Raw genomic sequence first — 17,977 nt, forward strand, 5'->3', positions numbered from 1 at the left:
GGCGCAGATCCTATCGTTACGGCAGAGCTTTACGGCGGCCTCCTCAGACCCCACATCAGGATTAGGCGGCGCGGCCCTGCGCCCCGGACACGGCCCGCCCGCGCGCGGCGGCGGGGCCTGCGTGGAACTGCCGCTTCCCCCGCGGCATCGCCTGTGCGACGGCAGCGCACGACGCACAGCTCGAGGATGGCGGCCCCGAACCCGGTCATGTGGACCCGAGAGATCCCCTTCATCGATCCCGTCGCGGCGGCGGCGCGGCTGCGCGCCCTGCCCGGGCTCGCCTTCCTCGACAGCGCCATGCGGCACGACCCGCTGGGGCGGCACTCGATCGTGGCCGCCGACCCGTTCGCGCGGTTCCGCTACCGCGACGGGCGCGCGACCCTCGACGGGAGGCCGGTGGCGGGCGGCCCGATGGTCGCGCTCCGGGCCTGCCTCGAACCCTACCGGCTCGAGGCCGGGCCGGAGCCGTTCCCCGGCGGGGCGATCGGGTACCTCGCCTACGACCTCGGCGCGGCGCTGGAGCGGGTGGCGCCGCCCGCCCGGCGGGCGGGGCTCACCGACGACATCGCGCTGAACCTCTACGACACCGCGCTGGTCGTCGACCACGCCGCCGGCACGGGCAGGCTCGTCGCCACGGGTTTCCCCGAGACTGCGCCGGACGCGCGGCGGGCCCGCGCGGAGGCGCGGCTCGCCCGCTTCGCCGACCTGCTCGGCGGCGCGGAGCCGCCGGTCCCGGCCCCCGCCCGGCCGGCCCAGCCGCTCGCGTGGCGCTCGAACTTCGACCGCCAAAGCTATGAGGAAGCAGTCGAAAAGGTCCGCGCCTACATCCGAGCCGGCGACATCTACCAAGCCAACATCGCCCAGCGCTTCGTCGCCGACCTGCCGGCCGGCTTCGACCCGTTCGCCCTCTACCGGCGGCTGCGCGAGACCAATCCGGCGACCTTCGGGGCCTACCTGGAACAGGAGGGCCTGACCGTCGCCTCGTCCTCGCCGGAGCGGTTCATCCGCCTCGACGGGCGGCACGTGGAGACGCGCCCGATCAAGGGCACCGCCCGCCGCCTCGACGACCCGGCGGCCGACCGGGCGGCGGCCGAGGCGCTCCAGGCCAGCGTCAAGGAGCGGGCCGAGAACGTCATGATCGTCGACCTGCTGCGCAACGACCTGTCGCGGGTCTGCCGGCCGGGCACCGTCGCCGTGCCGACCCTGTGCGGCCTGGAGACCTACGCCAACGTCCACCATCTGGTGTCGGTGGTGACCGGCGACCTCCGCGACGGGCTCGACGCCCTCGACCTCCTGGAAGGGACCTTCCCGGGCGGCTCGATCACGGGCGCGCCGAAGATCCGCGCCATGGACATCATCACGGAGATCGAGGGTGACGCGCGGGAACTCTACTGCGGCGCCATCGGCCGGATCGGCTTCGACGGGGCGCTCGACACGTCGATCGCGATCCGCACCGTGTTCATGGACGACCGGCAGGCGGTCCTGCAGGCCGGGGGCGGGGTGACGCTGCTGTCGGAGCCCGGCCCGGAATACGACGAGACCCTGGCCAAGGCCGCCCGCGTGTTCGAGGCCTTCGCATGATCCTCGTCCTCGACAATTACGACTCGTTCGTCTTCAACGTCGTCCGCTACCTGGAGGAGCTCGGCGAGACGGTCCGGGTCGTGCGCAACGACGCGCTGGACGTCCCCGGCATCCGGGCGCTGGAGCCGGAGGCCCTGGTGGTCTCGCCCGGGCCCTGCACCCCCGCGGAGGCCGGGATCTCCCTGCCGGCGGTCCGCGACCTGTCGGGCGCGGTGCCGATCCTCGGCGTCTGCCTCGGCCATCAGGCGATCGGCGCGGCCTTCGGCGGCACGGTCGGGCGGGCACAGCGCCCCCTCCACGGGCAGATGACGCCGATCGCCCATACCGGCGAGCGCCTGTTTTCCGGAATCCCGGCGCCGATGCCGGTCGGGCGCTACCACTCGCTGGTCGTGAATCCCGGTCCCGACATGGAAAGACACCTCTCGGTCGACGCGGTCTCGCAGGAGGGGGAGGTGATGGCGCTGTCGCACCGGACCCACCCGACCTACGGCATCCAGTTCCACCCGGAATCGGTCCTGACCGAGGGCGGCCACGCCCTGTTCGCCAATTTCCTGGATCTCGCCCGCGCGTGGCGGGAGAGGCCGGAGGGGCGCCGCGATGCTGTGGCGTGACGGGGCGCTTCTGCCCGGAACCACGGCTCCGCTCGACCACACCGACCGCGGCCTGACGCTCGGCGACGGCCTGTTCGACACCGCACTGGCGCTCGGCGGCCGCGTCGCCTTCGAGGACGCCCATATCGCCCGGCTCGTGGCCTCCGCGGAGACGCTGGGGATCCCCGCCGAACCCGAGCGGATCCGTGCGGCCATGCGGGACCTCGCGGGTCAGGGGGAGCGGCTCGCGATCCGGACCACGCTGACGCGCGGCTCCGGCCCGCGCGGCCTGAGGCCGCCGGACGCGCCGAACCCGACCCTGTTCGCCACCGCGGCCGCGAGCGCCAGGACCGCGTCCTTCGCGCCCCTGCGCCTGTGGCCGACGGCCATCGCCCGCAACGACACCTCCCCCGCCGCCCGCCTGAAGACGCTGGGCTATCTCGACGCGGTGCTGGCCGCCCGCGAGGCCGCCGCCGCGGGGTTCGACGAGGCGCTGTTCCGCAACACCCGGGGCCGTGTCGCCTGCGCGGGCACCGGCAATCTCTTCGCCCTGTTCGGCGCCAATCTGGTGACGCCTCCGCTCGGGGACGGCGTGCTCGCCGGCATCGTGCGGGCGGAGGTGCTGGGTCTCGCCGCCGGATGCGGGCTGCGGGCCGAGGAACAGTCGCTCGGCCTGCCCGATCTCCTCGGCGCGGAGGCCGTGTTCCTGACCAACTCCCTGCGGCTCCTGGCCCCCGTGACGGCCGTCGGCGACACGGCCTTCCCGAGCGCCGGCCCGGGCGCCGGCCATCCGGCGGTGACCCGCCTCGTGGCGGCCCTGCGCGCCCGCGTGGCGCAGGCCTGCGGCGTCACGGAGGACGCGGTCGCGTGACCGAGGGAGCGATCGAGGGGGCAACCGAGGGGGCAATCGAGACTTGGCGGCGCCGGCTGCGCTACGCGCTCGCGGCGATCTACGGGTTCATCGGCGTGGTCCACCTCGTGGCGACCGACGCGATGCTGCCGCTCATGCCCGACTGGGTGCCGCAGCCGCGGCTCGTCATCCTGGCGACCGGCCTGTGCGAGATCGCCGGCGCGGTCGGCCTCCTCACCGGGCGGGTCCGCCGGGCGGCCGCGCTCGGCCTCGCCCTCTACGCGGTCTGCGTCTACCCGGCGAACCTCAAGCACGCGTTCGAGCACGTCCACGTCGAGGGCATCCCGGATTCCTGGTGGTACCACGGGCCGCGGCTCGCGTTTCAGCCGGTCTTCGTCTGGGCGGCGCTCTGGGCCGGCGGCCTGATCGACTGGCCGTTCGGCGGCCGCCGCAGATCCGCCGAGGCCGCGACCGGGATCTCCGGTGATCCGGCACGGCCGCCGAAAGGTCCGGCTCCCGACGCGCCGGCAACCATCCGCGAACCTTGATCACAGGATCCCGGGATCCCCGGATCCCGGCAGGCTTTGATCCCAAGATCCTGGCCGATCGACCGGCCGGAAGCCGCCGCGCGGGCCGGAAGACCGGTCGGCCCGGCGGCGATACGGGCGGACGACATGCCGAAGCGCCGCGACCCGGGCCGATCGCCCCCGCCTCCGCCGGACGCGGTGCCGGAGACCGTGCCGGACCGCGACGCGGTGGAGCGCGCCCTGGAAACGGTCCTCGACCGCCTGCGCCCGAAGCCGGGCGGCGCGCCGCGGGGCAGCCGGAAGCCGCGCCCGGACGGGGCGGGCGGCTGAGCCCCGAAAGGTTCCTCCACAGGGCGAAGATATCGCCCGGATACGGCCGGCCGGACCGGAGTTCCCCGGAGGACGCCGCCGAACCCGGCGCGCGGACCCCAGCGGAGACAGACCGAATGGCCAAGCAGAAGACGCTGCAGGACGCCTTCTACGAGACCCTGAAGGACGTCTACTACGCCGAGAAGCAGTCGGTGAAAGCCCTCAAGAAATCCGCCAAGGCGGCGGAGCACGACGAGCTGCGCCAGGCCTTCGAGACCCATGCCGAGGAGAGCGCCCAGCAGGTGGAGCGCCTGACGCAGGTCTTCGAGATCATCGGGAAGCCGGCCCGGGCCAAGACCTGCGAGGCGATGCAGGGCATCGTCTCGGAGATGGAGGAGGATCTCGACGACTTCGCCGACAGCCCGGCCGCCGACGCGGTGCTGGCCGCCTGCGCCCAGGCGGTGGAGCATTACGAGATCGCCCGCTACGGCACCCTGAAGACCTGGGCGGCCCAGCTCGGCTACGCGGACGCCGCCGAGCTCTTGGACGAGACCCTGCAGGAGGAGAAGCGGACCGACGCGCTGCTCTCGAAGATCGCGGAGTCGATCAACGCCGCGGGCGAGCCCGGCGGAGCGGAGCCGGACGCGGAGGCGTCGAAGGGCAGGGGCAGGAAGGCCGCCTGACCGCGTTCCGGCCGCGCGGGCGGGCCGGCGCCCCCGGGCGCCGGTTCGCCGCGGCCCGGGCCGGCGGCGTCAGTTCGCCTTCTCGATGGCGCTCAGCGGCGTCCAGTAGCAGCGATCCTGGGTGTCCTTCAGGGCGAGGCAGCCGTAGCTCATCGTCCGGGACTCGAGCCGTACCTCCTCGCCGGGCTTGAACGACCGGCACTCGCCGCTGGCGAGGCTGCCCTGCAGCAGCTGGCCGAACCCGGACTCGTCGCCCGCCATGACCAGCTTGAACAGGCGGTCCGTGACCTCCTGGGTGTGGCACCCGAACCGCTCCTGGAGGATGGTCTCGGCCGCGGCCGGCCGGGACAGGGCGGCGGTGACGGCGAGGACGGCGAGGGCGGGCAGGGCGAAGCGCATGCGCGGAACATATCCGCGCGCCGCGACGTGTCGAGCCCTGGGCGCGCGGAGGATCGCCGCGGCGATCTCCGGCCCGAGGCCCCGCCGTCGTCAGCACAGCGACGCCTGGCTGAAGACGGAGGTGCCCGGCACGGGTGGCCCGCCGTCCCACGTGCCGTCGCGGTAGCGCCGCTTCGCCGCGTACATCTGGGAATCCGCGCACGCCACGGCGGCCTTCAGGGACCCGTCGCCGCGCCACGTGGCCGAGCCGAGAGCGGCGCTGATGACGGCCGCGCCGGACCGGTTCTCGCCGTCGATCCCGTCCAAGATCCGCCGGGCCAGCGCGGCGGCGCCCGCGGCATCGAGACCCGGCAGCAGGATCACGAACTCGTCGCCGCCGATCCGGGCCGGACGGGCCGTGACGGGGCTGTGGCGCTCCAGGACGGCCCCGAACCGGCGGATCACGTCGTCGCCGGCCTCGTGGCCCCGGTCGTCGTTGGTCGCCTTCAGGTCGTTCAGGTCCGCGACGATCACGGAGGTCGGCACGGTCCGGTCGGCCTCGAGCCGGTCGAGCTCGGCCGCGTAGCCCAGGCGGTTGCGCAGTCCGGTCAGCGGATCGGTGAGGCTCAGGACCTCGAGGCGCGCCTCGGAGCGCTTGTTATCGCCGATATCCGTGAGGGCGATCTGGACGAGGCGCCGCCCGTCGCCGGCCGACGGGACCGGGGAGCGCTGCATCTTGAGGTGCAGGTCCCGCCCGTCGCGGCCGCGGGCCGCGATATCCCGGCTCCGCGGCGCGGCGCCGTCCCAGAGCTCGGCCAGCTCCTCGCGGAAGAGCTGCAGCGGCGCCTCGCCCAGCCCGCCGCCCAGGTGCCGCGCGAGGGCGTCGCGGGTGTCGACGCCGAACAGCGCCAGGGCGGGGCGGTTCGCGTCGACGATCCGGCGGGAGGCCTCGGCCTCGGCGAGCCAGCCGGGATGGGCCGCCAGATGGCCGGCGAGGTCCGTGATCCCGTCGGCCCGCAGCGCCGCCAGCCGGGCGGCGAGCTCCGACTCGTCGCGGATCAGGGTCGGGACCGGCGCGTGCTGGAACAGGGTTCCGGTGCGCCGGTCCGCGTCGCTCTCCCGCCGCAGCGCCTCGCGCTGCGTGATGTCCTCAATCGAGATCAGGTAGCGCGCCCAGTCGGCCTCGTGCCCCGGCAGCATCTGTCCCGCGTAGCTGACGTCGATGACGCGCCCCGCGACGGTGCGGTTCTGCGTGACGAGGCGGACCTGGGTCGCCCCGGCCCAGAGCTGGCACAGCACCTCGATCAGGGCGTCCGCGCGCGGATCGTTGAAGATCGCGGGGATGTGGGCGAACAGCTCGGCCTCGTCCCGGGCGTCGTAGGTCGCGAGCGTGCTGCGGTTGACCCGGACGATCCGGATCAGGCTCTGGCAGGTCCGCAGGTGCCCGGGATCGCGCAGCCACGCGCGGAGGTCGACCAGGCCGGCCTCCCGCCACGCGTCGAGCCGGGCCTTCAGCGCGCCGAGATCCTGCAACCAGAGGGACACGGGCGCGAGATCGAACAGCTGCGCCTCGAGCGTCTCTGTGTGTCTCGGAGTCTGCGGCATCGGGAGGCGAGGCTTGAGCGGATATTCGCGCGGGTATCATCCCTCGAATATCCGCTTTACCTTGACGAAGTGTGCCCTTCCTGACGCACGGCCGGGCGCCGGCCAGAGACGCTCGCCGCTAGGCCCCGCCCGCCGCCTCGTCGCGCTTGGCCGCCCGCCACGCCGCCTCCATGGCGGCGAGGTCGGAGCGGCCGAGGGCGCCCCCGGACGCCGCGAGATGGCGCGCCATGGCGGCGAAGCGGCGCTCGAACTTGGCGGTGCCGTCGCGCAGGGCCGTCTCCGGGTCGATCCCGGCGTGCCGCGCGAGGTTCGCCACCGAGAACAGGAGGTCGCCGATCTCCTCGGACAGGGCCTCCGGGTCGCCCGCCGCCAGGGCCTCGGCGACCTCGTCGGTCTCCTCGCGGACCTTGTCGACGACCTGGGCGGCGTCGTCCCAGTCGAAGCCGTAGGCGGCCGCCCGCCGGGAGATCTTCTCCGCCCGGGCGAGGGCCGGCAGCGCCCGCGCGACGCCGCCGAGGGGGTCGGGCGCCGGGTCCGGCGCGAGCCCCGCGTCCCGCCGCTCCGCCTGCCGGGCCGCCCGCTCCTGCGCCTTGATCGCCGCCCACTGGGCCTCGACCGCCGCGGGGTCGCGCAGGGGCGAGCCGGCGGGCAGGGGCGGGCCGTCCGGGGTGAAGACGTGGGGATGGCGCCGGATCAGCTTGTCGCCGATGGCGCGGGCCACGTCGTCGAACGCGAAGGCGCCCCGCTCCTCGGCCATGCGGGCGTGGAACACCACCTGGAGCAGCAGGTCGCCGAGCTCGTCGCGCAGGTCGCGGAGGTCGCCCCGCGCCACCGCGTCGGCGACCTCGTAGGCCTCCTCGATCGTGTAGGGCACGATGGTGGCGAAGCTCTGCGCCACGTCCCAGGGGCAGCCGGCGACGGGATCGCGCAGGGTCGCCATCAGGCGCAGGAGCCGGCCCAGGGGCGCCTCCGTGGCGGGATCGGCGTCCCGCCCCCCCTTCGCCCTGGACCGGTCCGCGTCGCGTGTCTCGCTCATGCGGACGGGGTTAGAGCATGGCGCGGCGCAGGGAAATGCGTCTCGCGGATCGCCGGTCCTCAGCGCCGGTCCTCAGCGCAGGGCCTCAGACCCGGCTCGGGTCGCGCTCGCGCACCTGCTCGGCCTGCAGGCCGTTCAGGTAGCCGGTGAGGCGGCCGCTGACCGCCGGGTCGGCGCACTGCACCCAGAGCGGCGCCGGGAGGGCGCGGACGGGCAGGCGCAGCAGGAAGGCCTCGGCCGAGAGGGCCGCCTCCCGCTCGGAGGCGGCGGCCAGGAGGCGCGCCCCCGCCTTCGTGCCGATCAGGATCGCGATCGTGCTCATGGCAGCTCTCCCGGCAGCGCTCTCGGCCTCTCCGGGCCGCGCCCGTGCGGGACAACGGCGCGCGGGCCGCGGGCGTTGCACGGCGCGCCGATCCGCGCGGGTTCCGCCGGGGGCCTCAGCTCGTCGGCCGGACGCAGAGCGGCTCCCGGGCCAGCGCCAGGGTGAACGACCACAGGATCCGGCCGAGGGAATCGGTCAGCACCGCCCCGGTCAGGAGCATGTTGGCGGCGGTCCGGCACAGGTCGCGGGCGCGGCGGATCGCCGCCTCCGCGTCGTCCGCCTCCAGGCGGTCGCTGGCGAAGGCGAGGCCGCAGCGGCCGTCCGCGTGCTCGAGGGTGCGTCGGAGGTGATAGGCCGGCATCGCTTGGACCACCGCGAGGCGTGTCACCGGTCGCCCGCGGCGCGGGCGGGAGCCGGCTCGCCAAGCTAGCAGCCCGGCGCGGGTCCGCGACTGATCCAGATCAAGCCGACGCGTATCCGCTGCCGCCCGGTCACGTCCCGGTGTCGCAGGCTGTCGCAGGGTACGCCCGCCGCCGGCGGCCGCTGCGGGAGGTCCGCGCGAGGCCGTGCCGGGTCTTGTTCCAGCGCAGCGGCGCCCGGACCAGCTCGATCAGCGCCAGCCACGCGGCGAGGCTGACCAGCAGGAAGTAGACCGGCATCCACGGGACCGACCGGGCGAGGTCCCCCCACCCGCGCCGGGCGCAGCCGACGAGGGCGGGCAGGACCAGGGCGGCAAGCCCCGTCCCGAACAGCGTGATGGCGAGCCCCGTGGAGAGGTTGTCCAGGAAGACGGGGGCGGCCGGGATGTCCCGGACCAGGAAGGACCACGCCGCCGCGGCGAGGCAGGCCGGGTAGGCGAGCGCAGAGACCACCGTCCCGGGGACCAGGGCGGCGGCGCAGAGCGTCTCCAGGCCGCCGAGCCTGCGGGCGTTGGCCAGCGGGTGCCGCCCGTGGGTGAGGCTCGTCTGGACCAAGCCCTTCAGCCAGCGGGTGCGCTGGCCGAGCCAGGGCCCGAGGCGGGCCGGCGCCTCCTCGAAGGTGGGGCTGGGAAGGTCGCCGACGGTGTAGCCCGCCAGCGCGAGGCGCAGGCCGAGATCCGCGTCTTCGGTGACGTTGTGGGCGTCCCAGCCGTGCAGAGCCCGCACCACGTCGGTGCGCAGGTGCATCGAGGTGCCGCCCAGCGGGACCGGCAGGCCGCAGCGGGCGAAGGCCGGGTTCAGCACGTCGAACAGCCCGGCATATTCGAGGGCGAAGGCACGGGCGAGGCGCGAATCGCCGGCATTGTCGATCACGAGCCGCCCCTGGAGGCAGGCGGTCCGCGCGGGCAGGCGCGCGAACAGGGCGGCCGCCAGCCGCAGTTGCCCGGGATCGGGCACGTCCTCGGCGTCGTAGACCGTGATCAGGGTGCCGCGAGCCAGCGGCAGCGCGGCGTTGAGCGCCCGCGGCTTGGTGCGCGGGCCGCCCGGCGGCACCGTGATCACCTCGAACCGGGTTGGGAGGGTGTCGCGGGGGAGGGCCGCGGCGGTCTCCGCGTCGTCCGCCTCGAGCAGCAGTTTGATGTCGAGCTTGGCGGCCGGATAGTCGAGGGCGGAGAGCGCCCTGAGCAGGTCCGGCACCACCGCCGCCTCGCGGTGGAGGGGGACGAGGATCGTGTAGACTGGCAGGTCGGCCTCGGCGAGGGGCACCACCGCCTCCGCGGCGACCGGGGCCGCGATGGCGAGGGCCGCGATCCGCAGGGTCGCCATGGCCAGGAACAGGACCTGCCCGGCCGTCATCACCGCGCGCGCCAGCGGGGCCGGCAGCGCCGCGCACAGGCAGAGCGCGGCGGTCCCGCCGAGGGCGAGGACCAGCAGCCAGCGGAAGGCCGGCTCGGGGGCGGCCGCCCACTCGGGGCCGTGCCGCCGCAGGTCGTGCGCCGCGTGATCCGCCACCTGCCCGGGCACGGACGCGAACACGGCCTCGCGCAGGCGGGTAGGGCTGGTGATCGCCGGCACGGCGGCGTGGCCAGCGGCGCGGCCGGCGGCGTCGAGGAGGTCCGCGATCGCCCGCCCGCGGGGCGCCAGGACCCAGGGCGCCACCGCGCCCGGCGCCAGCGGCGCGAGGCCGGCCACGAGGCTGTCGGGGAAGCGCAGGCCCAGGCCGAACGGGATCGGGCCGTCGAGGTAGGGGGCGCCGAGCGCCCGGGCCAGGGCCGCGTAGTAGGCCGATTCCGCGATCAGGCCGGCATTCATCAGCGCGGTCGCCGCGTCGGTCCCGGCCGCGGTCGCCGCGGCGGCGGCCCGGGCCAGCAGCCGCGCGTCGACGCCCTCGTCCAGCAGGAAGGCGATCTCCGGCGGCAGGCCCTCCGGCCCCGCGGGCGGGCGCTGGAACGACACGCCGCGCGCTCCCCCGGCGGCCCGAGGACGTGGTAGAGGAGGGGGGTGAGCCAGTCCCCGCCCCCGCGCTCCGAGAGGAGCACCGCCCCGTCCCCGTCGTCAAGAGGCGATAGGACAGCCATCCCATCCCGGATCGCGGCGGCCGCGGTCGCGGCGCTCCTCGCGGGGCCGGCCGCCGCCGCGGCGCCCCCGGCCGCGCCGGCCACGGGCGTCACCGCCACCCCCGCCGTCACGATCCCGGATTTCTGGAACTCGCGCAGCCGGGGCGAGCGCGTGGAGGCGCCGCAGACCGGCCGGGCGGTCCGCTTCCTCACGGACGACGAGTTCCCGCCGCTGCACTTCGCCGGCCCCGACGGCAACCCGACGGGCTTCGTGGTCGAGCTCGCCCGGGCGGTCTGCGAGAAGCTGACGATCACCTGCACGGTGCAGGCGCGCCGCTTCGACACCCTGCTCGACGCCCTCGACGGCAAGCAGGGCGACGTGGTCGCGGCCGCCGTCCCGCTGACCGCGTCCCTGCGGTCGCGATTCCTGGCGACGCGGCCGTATTTCCGCTGGCCGGCGCGCTTCGCGGCCCGGGCCGACAAGGGCCTGCCGGTCCCCTCCGCGGCGGCGCTCGCCGGCCGCAGCGTCGGGGTCATCGCCGGCAGCGCCCACGCGGCCTACCTCAAGGCGTTCTTCCCGAAGGCCGTGCCGAAGGACTTCACCGATCTCACGGCGGGCGAGAGCGCGCTCAAGCGCGGCGAGATCGACTACCTGTTCGCCGACGGCCTCAACCTCGCCCTGTTCGTCGGCGGCCAGGACGCGGAGAGTTGCTGCGCGCTCACCGGCGGCGACTACCTCGAGAACCGCTATTTCGGGGAGGGGATCGGCCTGATCACCCGCCAGGAGGACGCCGCCCTCTCCCGGGCGCTGGACGACGCGCTCCAGCGGGTCTGGGACGACGGCAAGTACACCGAGCTGTACCTGCGGTTCTTCCCCGTCAGCCCGTTCTGACAGGGGCGAAAGGCTTCCACCAGACGCGCGAATCGGGGATCCTGCACGGCGTCGGATCTCCCTGGATCAGGAGCGGCGCATGACCGATCTGCTCGAGAAGGCCGTGGCGAAGGCACGGGTCCTCGCACCGGAGATGCAGGACGAGATTGCCCGCCTCATGCTGGCCTTCGTGGGGGATGAGGGATCGGTCTACCGGTTCAGCCCGGAGGAGGCGGCGGAGCAGGACGAAGCCGACGCCGAGGAGGCGCGTGGTGAGTATGCCACCGAGGCGGAGGTGCGCGCCATCTGGGCGAAGTATGGCCTGTGAGGCTGCGGCTGACCCGCACCGCCGCGCGCCAGCTCGACCACGTGCTGGCCGACATCACGCGCCATAACCCATCGGGTGCCGACGCGGTCCTGCTGCGGATCGGCGCGTGTTTGGAACTCCTTCTCCGCCATCCCTATGCGGGCCAGATGACCGACCGGCGCGGCATTCGGCGCATCGTGGTGTCGCCTTACCCCTACATCATGACCTATCGCGTCACTGCCGATGAGGTCGTCGTGCGCACCATCCGGCACGCGGCGCAGCGGCCTCTAGCCTGAGCGACATGCCCGCAATGGAGCGCGTGCAGACGAATGGATCAGCGCCTTGCACGACCGGGCGTTCCGCTCCGGTGCGAACCGCTCTAGGGTGCGCGCGTCCAATTCGCGTACATCCCAGAAGACATGCCCGCCGCTCCCCCAGCCCTGACCCTCGACGCCGACGTGATCGAGGCCGCCGCCAACGCCGCCGCCTGGCCCTTCGAGGAGGCGCGCAAGCTCGTGGCGCGGCTGGAGAAATCCGGCAAGACCGAGGTTCTGTTCGAGACCGGCTACGGCCCCTCGGGCCTGCCGCATATCGGCACGTTCGGCGAGGTCGCCCGCACCTCCATGGTGCGCCACGCCTTCCGGGTGCTCACCCGCGACGCGGTGCCGACCCGGCTGATCGCCTTCTCGGACGACATGGACGGGCTGCGCAAGGTTCCCGACAACGTCCCGAACCGGGAGATGCTGGCCGCGCACCTCAACCAGCCGCTCACCCGCGTGCCGGACCCGTTCGGCACCCATGACAGCTTCGGCGCGCACAACAACGCCGAGCTGCGCCGCTTCCTCGACGCCTTCGGCTTCAGTTACGAGTTCCGCTCGGCGACCGAGTGCTACCGCGCGGGCGTGTTCGACGCGACGCTGCTGCGCGTGCTGGAGCGCTACGATTCCGTGATGGAGATCATGCTGCCGTCGCTGCGGGCCGAGCGCTCAGCGAGCTACTCGCCGTTCCTGCCGCTCCACCCGGTCACCGGCCACGTGATGCAGGTGCCGATCGACGAGGTGAGGGCGGAGAGCGGCACGATCGTGTGGCGCGATCCCGCCACGGGCGAGCGCTACGAGACTCCGGTGACCGGCGGCCACGCCAAGCTGCAGTGGAAGCCCGACTGGGCGATGCGCTGGGTGGCGCTCGGCGTCGATTACGAGATGGCCGGCAAGGACCTGATCGACTCGGTGAAGCTCTCAGGCAAGATCGCCCGGGCGCTCGGCGGCGAGCCGCCGGAGGGCTTCAATTACGAGCTGTTCCTGGACGAGAAGGGCCAGAAGATCTCGAAGTCGAAGGGCAACGGCCTGACCATCGACGCGTGGCTCAAGTACGGCACGCCGGAATCGCTCGCCCTGTTCATGTACAACAAGCCGCGCGAGGCCAAGCGCCTGTTCTTCGACGTGATCCCCCGGCACGTCGACGAGTATATCGGCTTCCTCGACCGCTACGCCGGCCAGGACGCGAAGCTGCGGCTGGGCAACCCGGTCTGGCACCTCCACGCCGGCACCCCGCCGGAGCCCGAGCGGGTCGAGGGCGCGAGCCTGACCTTCGCGATGCTGCTCAACCTCGCTGCGGTCGCCAACACCGAGGATCCGGCGGTGCTGTGGGGCTTCATCCGCCGCTACGCGCCGCGGACCGGGCCGGAGACCCATCCGGGCCTCGACCGGCTGGTGAAGCACGCCCTGAAGTACTTCTCGGACTTCGTGCGGCCGGCCAAGACCTACCGGGCGCCGACGCCCGAGGAGCGGGCGGCCCTGGAGGACCTGTCGGAGACGCTGGCCGAGCATGCCGGCTCCACCGATCCCGAGGCCCTGCAGGCGGCGGTCTACGAGGTCGGCCGGCGCCACTTCCCCGACACGTCCGGCAAGGCCAAGAGCCCGGACGGGCGGCCCGGCGTGTCGCAGGCGTGGTTCACGAGCCTCTACAACGTGCTGTTCGGTGAGGCGCGCGGACCCCGGTTCGGCTCCTTCGTGGCCCTCTACGGCGTCGACGAGACCCGGGGCCTGATCGCCTCGGCGCTGTCGGGGGCGCTGGTCGCCGAGCACGAAGCCTTCGCGGCCGGCAAGGCCGCCCCGGTCGCGTGAGGGCGCGATGATCGTCGACGATCTCGCCGCGCTGGAGGCGCTCTACAGCGCGCCCCTGGCGCCAGCCTCCACGGTGAAGGTGACGGCCGCGATCACGCCGGACTACGCGGCGCTGATCGCGGCCTCGCCCTTCGCGGTGCTGGCGACCGCCGGTCCCGAGGGGCTCGATTGCAGCCCGCGCGGGGACCGGCCGGGCTTCGTGCGGGTCGCCGACCCGCGCACGCTGATCCTGCCCGACCGGCGGGGCAACAACCGGATCGACTCGCTCCGCAACGTCGTGCGCGACCCGCGGGTGGCGCTGCTGTTCCTGATCCCGGGCTCCGGCACGACGCTGCGGGTGAACGGCCGGGCGGTGATCTCGGCCGACCCGGACCTGCTCGCCTCGTTCCGGGTCGACGGCCACGCGCCGCGCACCGCCCTCGTGATCACCGTCGCGGAGGTGTACTTCCAGTGCGCCCGGGCGATCATCCGGGCCGGGCTGTGGGATCCGGAAGCCCGCGTCGACCCGGGAAGCCTGCCGACGCCGGGGGCGATCCTGGCGGCGCTGACCGCGGGCGAGGTCGGCGGCCAGCGCTACGACGCGGAATGGCCGGAGCGGGCGGCCAAGTCGATGTGGTGAGGGTGGCGTCCGCGACATCCCCGTCCTTGCGGGCGGAGCGGAGCGATCCGGTGTCGCGCCACCTTCGGGGATGTCGCGCCGCCCTGGGTCGCTTCGCTGCGCTCGCGATGACGGAGCGTCACCTCATCCCACCAGCGCGAGATCCCGCGTCTCGGTGTCGGGGATGACGTCGACCTCGACCTTGAGGCGCTGCTTGCCCGAGCCGCTGACGATGCCGTCGACCGGCGCCACGTCGCCGTAATCGCGGCCGCGGGCCACCACGATGTGGTCGTCCCGCACCGCGACGCCGTTGGTCGGGTCGAGGCCGAGCCAGCCGGCGCCGCACCAGACCGCCACCCAGGCGTGGCTCGCATCCGCCCCGCGCAGGCGCGGGCGGCCGGGCGGCGGCACCGTGCGCAGGTAGCCGCTGACATAGGCCGCGGGCAGGCCCATGCCGCGCAGGGCCGCGATCATCACGTGGGCGAAGTCCTGGCAGACCCCGGCCCGGAGCGCGAAGGAGTCGGCGAGCGGCGTCGAGACGGTGGTGGCCTTGGAATCGAAGCGGAAATCCCGGCCGATCCGCAGCATCAGGTCGTGGGCCGCCCCGTAGGCGCTGCGGCCGGCGGCGAAGCTCGGCCGCGCGTAGTCGGTGATCGCGGGCAGCAGCGGCACCCGGCCGCTCGGGAACAGGAAATGCACCGGCGCCCGGCCGCCGAGGTCGCGCCCGGCGAGAACGGCGTCGCGGACCCGCTCCCAGGCCATCCCGGATTCGGGCGGCGGCGGGGCCGGGCGCTCGACCCGCACGGTGGAGAGCGCCTCGACGCTGAAGGTGGTGTGGGGCGTCTCCAGGGTGATCGCCACCGCGTCGATCCCGAGATAGTCGCGCCGCATCACCGCGCGGGCGGGGCTCGGGTCGATCGTGACCGCGCTCGCCAGCACGCTCTGGCCCTCGCAATCCTGCGGCTTGAGCCGCAGGGTGCAGCGGGCGAAGTGCACCGGCCGGCCGTAGCGGTAGGCGGTGCGGTGGCGCAGCGTGTAGATCATCCCGGCCACCGCCCATCGCGACGTCCGTCGCCTGCGGTCGCCGGCAAGCGCGAAGGCGCGCCGCAGCCCGTGCTGCGGATCGTCCTTGAGGCGGCAGCGTCAAGGACACACAGCATCAAGCCAGCCCCGTCAGCTTCTCGGGGCGCAGCGCGTTCGGCCCGGTGGGGAAGTAGCGGGCCGCGATGCCGTCGGCGAGGCGCTCGAGGTCGGTCGCGAGCGCGGTCAGGCGCACGGCGTCGAAATCCGCGGCCTCGCCGCTGCGCAACTCCGCCAGGATCCGGGTCGCGAGGCGGCAATGGGGCTCGGGGATCCCGTCCGCGGCGAGCGCCGGCAGGTCGGCGAGGTGCCGGGTGATCGCCTCCGCCTGGAAGGCGATCGAGCGCGGGTTGTAGGGGTCGAGCAGCACCATGTCGCGCACGGGGTCGAGGGCCGCCCCCTGCAGGTAGCGCCGCCCGTAGCTGATCTGTGAATCGCACAGGGACAGCATCACCCCGAGGCAGCCGGGGGTCGCCTCGTCGTTGGCGAAGGCCAGCGCGAAGGCGCCGGTGTTGATCGCCCGCTCGATCCGCCGCCCGAGCTCGATGAAGTGCCAGCCCTCGGCGCGGCTCATGTTCTCGTGGGTGAGGCCGGCGAGCGCCGCGAGCTGGCTCAGGGCCCGCTCGGCCCGGCCCGCGAGCTGCGACTCGGTGAAGGCCCGCTCGGTGTTGAGGGACAGGAACTCGTTCAGGTCGGCGAGCACCCGCCACGCCTCGCCCGACAGGCGGGCGCGGAGCGCGGCGGCGTTGCGGCGGGCCGCGATGACGTGGGACCGGGCCGAGCCCGGCCGATCGCGCCCGGCCAGCGCCTCCTGGGCGAGGCGGGCGGTCGGCAGGTCGGCGGCCGCGATGGCGCCCCACTCGTGCAGCAGCGCCCGGAGCGCCAGGGCCGCCGGCGTGTCGAGGGCGCCCGAGATGTCGGTCCCGACGGCGTCGCCGACGCTGCGCAGGTGGGCGAGCACCAGCCGGATCACCGCCTCGCCGCGCTCCAGGTAGCGGCCGAGCCAGAACAGGCCGTCGGCGGCCCGGGCGGGGAGGTGCCCGCCGACCCGCCGCACCCGCGGCGCCGCCTGCGTGCCGATCAGGGGCGCGGCGACTGGCTCCTCGGACAGGACCCAGACGTCGGCGGAGCGGATGCCGAGCCGCAGCTCGATCGGGTCGACGTCCTCGCGCTCCGAGACCCGGCAGAAGCCGCCGGGCATGACCTGCCAGCCGAGGGGCGTCCGCGCGGCGAAGACGCGGACCACGAAGGGGCGGGGCGTCAGGAACAGGCCGTCCGGGCCGCGCTCCCAGCCCGGCATCGTCGAGAGCGGCGCCGCCTCCTGGGCGACGTAGTCGAAGGGCCGGTCGCGCAGGGCCGCCACGACCCGCTCGCGCTCGGCTGCCAGGACCGGGCCGGCCAGGATCGCGTCGCGCCCCGCCCCGCGCTGGGGCGTGGCGGCCGGGCGCAGGGTCAGGCTGTCGAGGTTGGCCCGCGCGTGCGCCAGGCCCTCGAGGTCGCCGCACCACCACGTGCGCGGATGGCCGAGCCGCAGGGGCTCGCCGAGGACGCGCCGGGCGATGCCGTCGAGGTAGGGGGCGAGGGCGGCCGACTCGACGAGCCCCGCGCCCGGCATGTTGGCCATCACCAGGGAGCCGTTGCGCAGGGCGTCGAGGATGCCGGGCACGCCGAGGCGCGAGGCCGGGTTCAGCTCCAGGGGGTCGAGGAAGTCGGCGTCGATCCGCCGCCACAGGGCGTCGGCCCGCTTCAGGCCCGAGACGGTGCGCACGTGCAGGCGCCCGTCGCGCATGACGAGGTCGTCGCCCTCCACCAGCATCAGGCCGAGGTAGCGGGCGAGCGCCGCCTGCTCGACGTAGGTGCTGCTGTAGGGGCCGGAGGTCAGCAGGCAGATCCGCGGGTCGGCGCGCTCCGCCCCCAGCGCCAGCCCGTCGCGGAACGCCTGGAAGAAGGCCGGCAGGCGCTCGACGTGGAGGTCCTGGAAGAAGTCCGGGAAGGTCCGGGCCAGGACCATGCGGTTCTCCAGCGCCCAGCCGAGGCCCGAGGGCGCCTGGGTCCGGTCGGCGAGCACCTGCCAGCGCCCGTCCGGTCCCCGGCCGAGATCGGCCGCGTAGAGCTTGAGGTAGTGGCCGCCGGGGGGCGCGACACCGTGGAGCGGGTGCAGGAACTCGGGCGTGCCGGCCACGATCGCGGCGGGGAGGAGCCCCTCGGCGACCAGCCGGCCCTCGCCGTAGGCGTCGGCGAGAATCGCCTCCATCAGCTCCGCGCGCTGGACGATGCCGGCGCTGAGCGCCGCCCATTCCGGCCCCTCGATCACCAGGGGCAGGCAGCCCAGCGGCCAGGGGTGCTCGCGCTGGTCGCCGGCGATGCGGAACGAGATGCCCGCGTCCCGGATGTGCCGCTCCGCCGCGACGAACCGGGCCATGATCTCCGGCTCGGTGAGGCCGCCGAGACGGTCGAGCAGGCGCGGCCACGCCCCGCGGGGCGCGCCGTCGGGGCCCAGGAACTCGTCCGGCCGGCCGGGGGCGGGGCGGTAGCCCGCGCTCCAGCGGGCGACGCGCTCCCGCGGGCCCTCCGGCCGCTCGGCCCGGCCGCGGCTGCCCGCGAGCGCCGCCTCCATCACGGATCCCGGGTCATCGCG

General features: G+C 74.5%; 19 protein-coding genes. 11 read left to right on the forward strand and 8 right to left on the reverse strand.

Annotation, left to right across the window (positions count from 1 at the left end; genetic code table 11):
* Positions 1 to 207: 207 nt before the first annotated feature.
* From pabB to ACLBYG_RS13475, 6 genes are all read left to right on the forward strand, one after another.
* Positions 208 to 1,581 carry an aminodeoxychorismate synthase component I gene (gene pabB / locus ACLBYG_RS13450; protein ID WP_447681762.1) on the forward strand — a complete coding sequence of 458 codons (1,374 nt, stop codon included), beginning with the start codon at positions 208 to 210 and terminating at the stop codon, positions 1,579 to 1,581.
* Positions 1,578 to 2,192 carry an anthranilate synthase component II gene (locus tag ACLBYG_RS13455; protein WP_447681763.1) on the forward strand — a complete coding sequence of 205 codons (615 nt, stop codon included), beginning with the start codon at positions 1,578 to 1,580 and terminating at the stop codon, positions 2,190 to 2,192. The genes pabB and ACLBYG_RS13455 overlap by 4 nt, the downstream gene beginning before the upstream one ends.
* Positions 2,179 to 3,042, forward strand: coding sequence for an aminotransferase class IV (locus ACLBYG_RS13460; protein ID WP_447681764.1), 864 nt, complete (start codon positions 2,179 to 2,181; stop codon positions 3,040 to 3,042). Before ACLBYG_RS13455 ends, ACLBYG_RS13460 begins: the two co-directional genes overlap by 14 nt.
* Positions 3,039 to 3,569 carry a DoxX family protein gene (locus ACLBYG_RS13465; RefSeq protein ID WP_447681765.1) on the forward strand — a complete coding sequence of 177 codons (531 nt, stop codon included), beginning with the start codon at positions 3,039 to 3,041 and terminating at the stop codon, positions 3,567 to 3,569. The genes ACLBYG_RS13460 and ACLBYG_RS13465 overlap by 4 nt, the downstream gene beginning before the upstream one ends.
* Positions 3,570 to 3,695: 126 nt before the next feature.
* Positions 3,696 to 3,878, forward strand: a complete 183-nt coding sequence (locus tag ACLBYG_RS13470) for a hypothetical protein (RefSeq protein ID WP_026604943.1) — start codon at positions 3,696 to 3,698, stop codon at positions 3,876 to 3,878.
* A 116-nt stretch (positions 3,879 to 3,994) separates the two neighbouring features.
* Positions 3,995 to 4,540 carry a YciE/YciF ferroxidase family protein gene (locus ACLBYG_RS13475; RefSeq protein ID WP_447681766.1) on the forward strand — a complete coding sequence of 182 codons (546 nt, stop codon included), beginning with the start codon at positions 3,995 to 3,997 and terminating at the stop codon, positions 4,538 to 4,540.
* Between the two features lie 69 nt (positions 4,541 to 4,609).
* Here the strand turns inward: ACLBYG_RS13475 and ACLBYG_RS13480 are convergent, their stop codons facing one another.
* The 6 genes from ACLBYG_RS13480 to ACLBYG_RS13505 all read right to left on the reverse strand — a co-directional run bounded on the left by ACLBYG_RS13480 (position 4,610) and on the right by ACLBYG_RS13505 (position 10,256).
* On the reverse strand, positions 4,610 to 4,939 hold the full coding sequence (locus ACLBYG_RS13480) for a hypothetical protein (protein ID WP_447681767.1): 330 nt from the start codon (positions 4,937 to 4,939) through the stop codon (positions 4,610 to 4,612).
* A gap of 90 nt (positions 4,940 to 5,029) precedes the next feature.
* Positions 5,030 to 6,463, reverse strand: a complete 1,434-nt coding sequence (locus ACLBYG_RS13485; RefSeq protein WP_447681768.1) for a diguanylate cyclase — start codon at positions 6,461 to 6,463, stop codon at positions 5,030 to 5,032.
* Between the two features lie 178 nt (positions 6,464 to 6,641).
* Complete coding sequence (gene mazG, locus ACLBYG_RS13490; protein WP_447681769.1) at positions 6,642 to 7,559, reverse strand: nucleoside triphosphate pyrophosphohydrolase; 918 nt, start codon at positions 7,557 to 7,559, stop codon at positions 6,642 to 6,644.
* 85 nt (positions 7,560 to 7,644) lie between these two features.
* Positions 7,645 to 7,881, reverse strand: coding sequence for a hypothetical protein (locus ACLBYG_RS13495; RefSeq protein ID WP_056523116.1), 237 nt, complete (start codon positions 7,879 to 7,881; stop codon positions 7,645 to 7,647).
* A gap of 115 nt (positions 7,882 to 7,996) precedes the next feature.
* Complete coding sequence (locus ACLBYG_RS13500) at positions 7,997 to 8,242, reverse strand: hypothetical protein (RefSeq protein WP_042672728.1); 246 nt, start codon at positions 8,240 to 8,242, stop codon at positions 7,997 to 7,999.
* A gap of 130 nt (positions 8,243 to 8,372) precedes the next feature.
* A complete protein-coding gene (locus tag ACLBYG_RS13505) occupies positions 8,373 to 10,256 on the reverse strand; it encodes a glycosyltransferase family 2 protein (RefSeq protein WP_447681770.1) in 1,884 nt (627 codons plus the stop codon).
* Positions 10,257 to 10,301: 45 nt separating this feature from the next.
* Between ACLBYG_RS13505 and ACLBYG_RS13510 the strand changes: the two genes are divergently transcribed.
* The 5 genes from ACLBYG_RS13510 to ACLBYG_RS13530 all read left to right on the forward strand — a co-directional run bounded on the left by ACLBYG_RS13510 (position 10,302) and on the right by ACLBYG_RS13530 (position 14,280).
* Positions 10,302 to 11,249, forward strand: coding sequence for a transporter substrate-binding domain-containing protein (locus ACLBYG_RS13510; RefSeq protein ID WP_447681771.1), 948 nt, complete (start codon positions 10,302 to 10,304; stop codon positions 11,247 to 11,249).
* A 79-nt stretch (positions 11,250 to 11,328) separates the two neighbouring features.
* Positions 11,329 to 11,556 (forward strand): hypothetical protein, encoded by a 228-nt coding sequence (locus ACLBYG_RS13515; protein ID WP_447681772.1) that lies wholly within the window; start codon positions 11,329 to 11,331, stop codon positions 11,554 to 11,556.
* Positions 11,553 to 11,831 (forward strand): type II toxin-antitoxin system RelE/ParE family toxin, encoded by a 279-nt coding sequence (locus tag ACLBYG_RS13520; RefSeq protein ID WP_447681773.1) that lies wholly within the window; start codon positions 11,553 to 11,555, stop codon positions 11,829 to 11,831. The genes ACLBYG_RS13515 and ACLBYG_RS13520 overlap by 4 nt, the downstream gene beginning before the upstream one ends.
* Before the next feature lie 123 nt (positions 11,832 to 11,954).
* Positions 11,955 to 13,661 (forward strand): lysine--tRNA ligase, encoded by a 1,707-nt coding sequence (locus ACLBYG_RS13525; RefSeq protein WP_447681774.1) that lies wholly within the window; start codon positions 11,955 to 11,957, stop codon positions 13,659 to 13,661.
* A 7-nt stretch (positions 13,662 to 13,668) separates the two neighbouring features.
* On the forward strand, positions 13,669 to 14,280 hold the full coding sequence (locus ACLBYG_RS13530; RefSeq protein ID WP_447681775.1) for a pyridoxamine 5'-phosphate oxidase family protein: 612 nt from the start codon (positions 13,669 to 13,671) through the stop codon (positions 14,278 to 14,280).
* A gap of 123 nt (positions 14,281 to 14,403) precedes the next feature.
* Here ACLBYG_RS13530 and ACLBYG_RS13535 read toward each other — a convergent pair whose 3' ends face one another.
* Together ACLBYG_RS13535 and ACLBYG_RS13540 are read right to left on the reverse strand one after the other, a co-directional pair.
* Positions 14,404 to 15,303: a transglutaminase-like domain-containing protein gene (locus ACLBYG_RS13535; protein ID WP_132367660.1), complete on the reverse strand. Its 900-nt coding sequence runs from the start codon at positions 15,301 to 15,303 to the stop codon at positions 14,404 to 14,406.
* A 115-nt stretch (positions 15,304 to 15,418) separates the two neighbouring features.
* A complete protein-coding gene (locus tag ACLBYG_RS13540) occupies positions 15,419 to 17,956 on the reverse strand; it encodes a circularly permuted type 2 ATP-grasp protein (protein WP_447681776.1) in 2,538 nt (845 codons plus the stop codon).
* Positions 17,957 to 17,977 lie beyond the last annotated feature (21 nt).

Source organism: Methylobacterium sp. D53M (genome assembly GCF_053345625.1).

Bases quoted from the DNA above. Each gene is read 5' to 3' on its own strand.
- ACLBYG_RS13470 (WP_026604943.1), top strand. From the start codon at position 3,696: ATGCCGAAGCGCCGCGACCCGGGCCGATCGCCCCCGCCTCCGCCGGAC.
- ACLBYG_RS13530 (WP_447681775.1), top strand. From the start codon at position 13,669: ATGATCGTCGACGATCTCGCCGCGCTGGAGGCGCTCTACAGCGCGCCC.
- ACLBYG_RS13460 (WP_447681764.1), top strand. From the start codon at position 2,179: ATGCTGTGGCGTGACGGGGCGCTTCTGCCCGGAACCACGGCTCCGCTC.
- ACLBYG_RS13500 (WP_042672728.1), bottom strand. From the start codon at position 8,242: ATGCCGGCCTATCACCTCCGACGCACCCTCGAGCACGCGGACGGCCGC.
- ACLBYG_RS13475 (WP_447681766.1), top strand. From the start codon at position 3,995: ATGGCCAAGCAGAAGACGCTGCAGGACGCCTTCTACGAGACCCTGAAG.
- ACLBYG_RS13540 (WP_447681776.1), bottom strand. From the start codon at position 17,956: ATGGAGGCGGCGCTCGCGGGCAGCCGCGGCCGGGCCGAGCGGCCGGAG.
- ACLBYG_RS13535 (WP_132367660.1), bottom strand. From the start codon at position 15,303: ATGATCTACACGCTGCGCCACCGCACCGCCTACCGCTACGGCCGGCCG.
- ACLBYG_RS13525 (WP_447681774.1), top strand. From the start codon at position 11,955: ATGCCCGCCGCTCCCCCAGCCCTGACCCTCGACGCCGACGTGATCGAG.
- mazG (WP_447681769.1), bottom strand. From the start codon at position 7,559: ATGAGCGAGACACGCGACGCGGACCGGTCCAGGGCGAAGGGGGGGCGG.
- pabB (WP_447681762.1), top strand. From the start codon at position 208: ATGTGGACCCGAGAGATCCCCTTCATCGATCCCGTCGCGGCGGCGGCG.
- ACLBYG_RS13480 (WP_447681767.1), bottom strand. From the start codon at position 4,939: ATGCGCTTCGCCCTGCCCGCCCTCGCCGTCCTCGCCGTCACCGCCGCC.
- ACLBYG_RS13495 (WP_056523116.1), bottom strand. From the start codon at position 7,881: ATGAGCACGATCGCGATCCTGATCGGCACGAAGGCGGGGGCGCGCCTC.
- ACLBYG_RS13455 (WP_447681763.1), top strand. From the start codon at position 1,578: ATGATCCTCGTCCTCGACAATTACGACTCGTTCGTCTTCAACGTCGTC.
- ACLBYG_RS13515 (WP_447681772.1), top strand. From the start codon at position 11,329: ATGACCGATCTGCTCGAGAAGGCCGTGGCGAAGGCACGGGTCCTCGCA.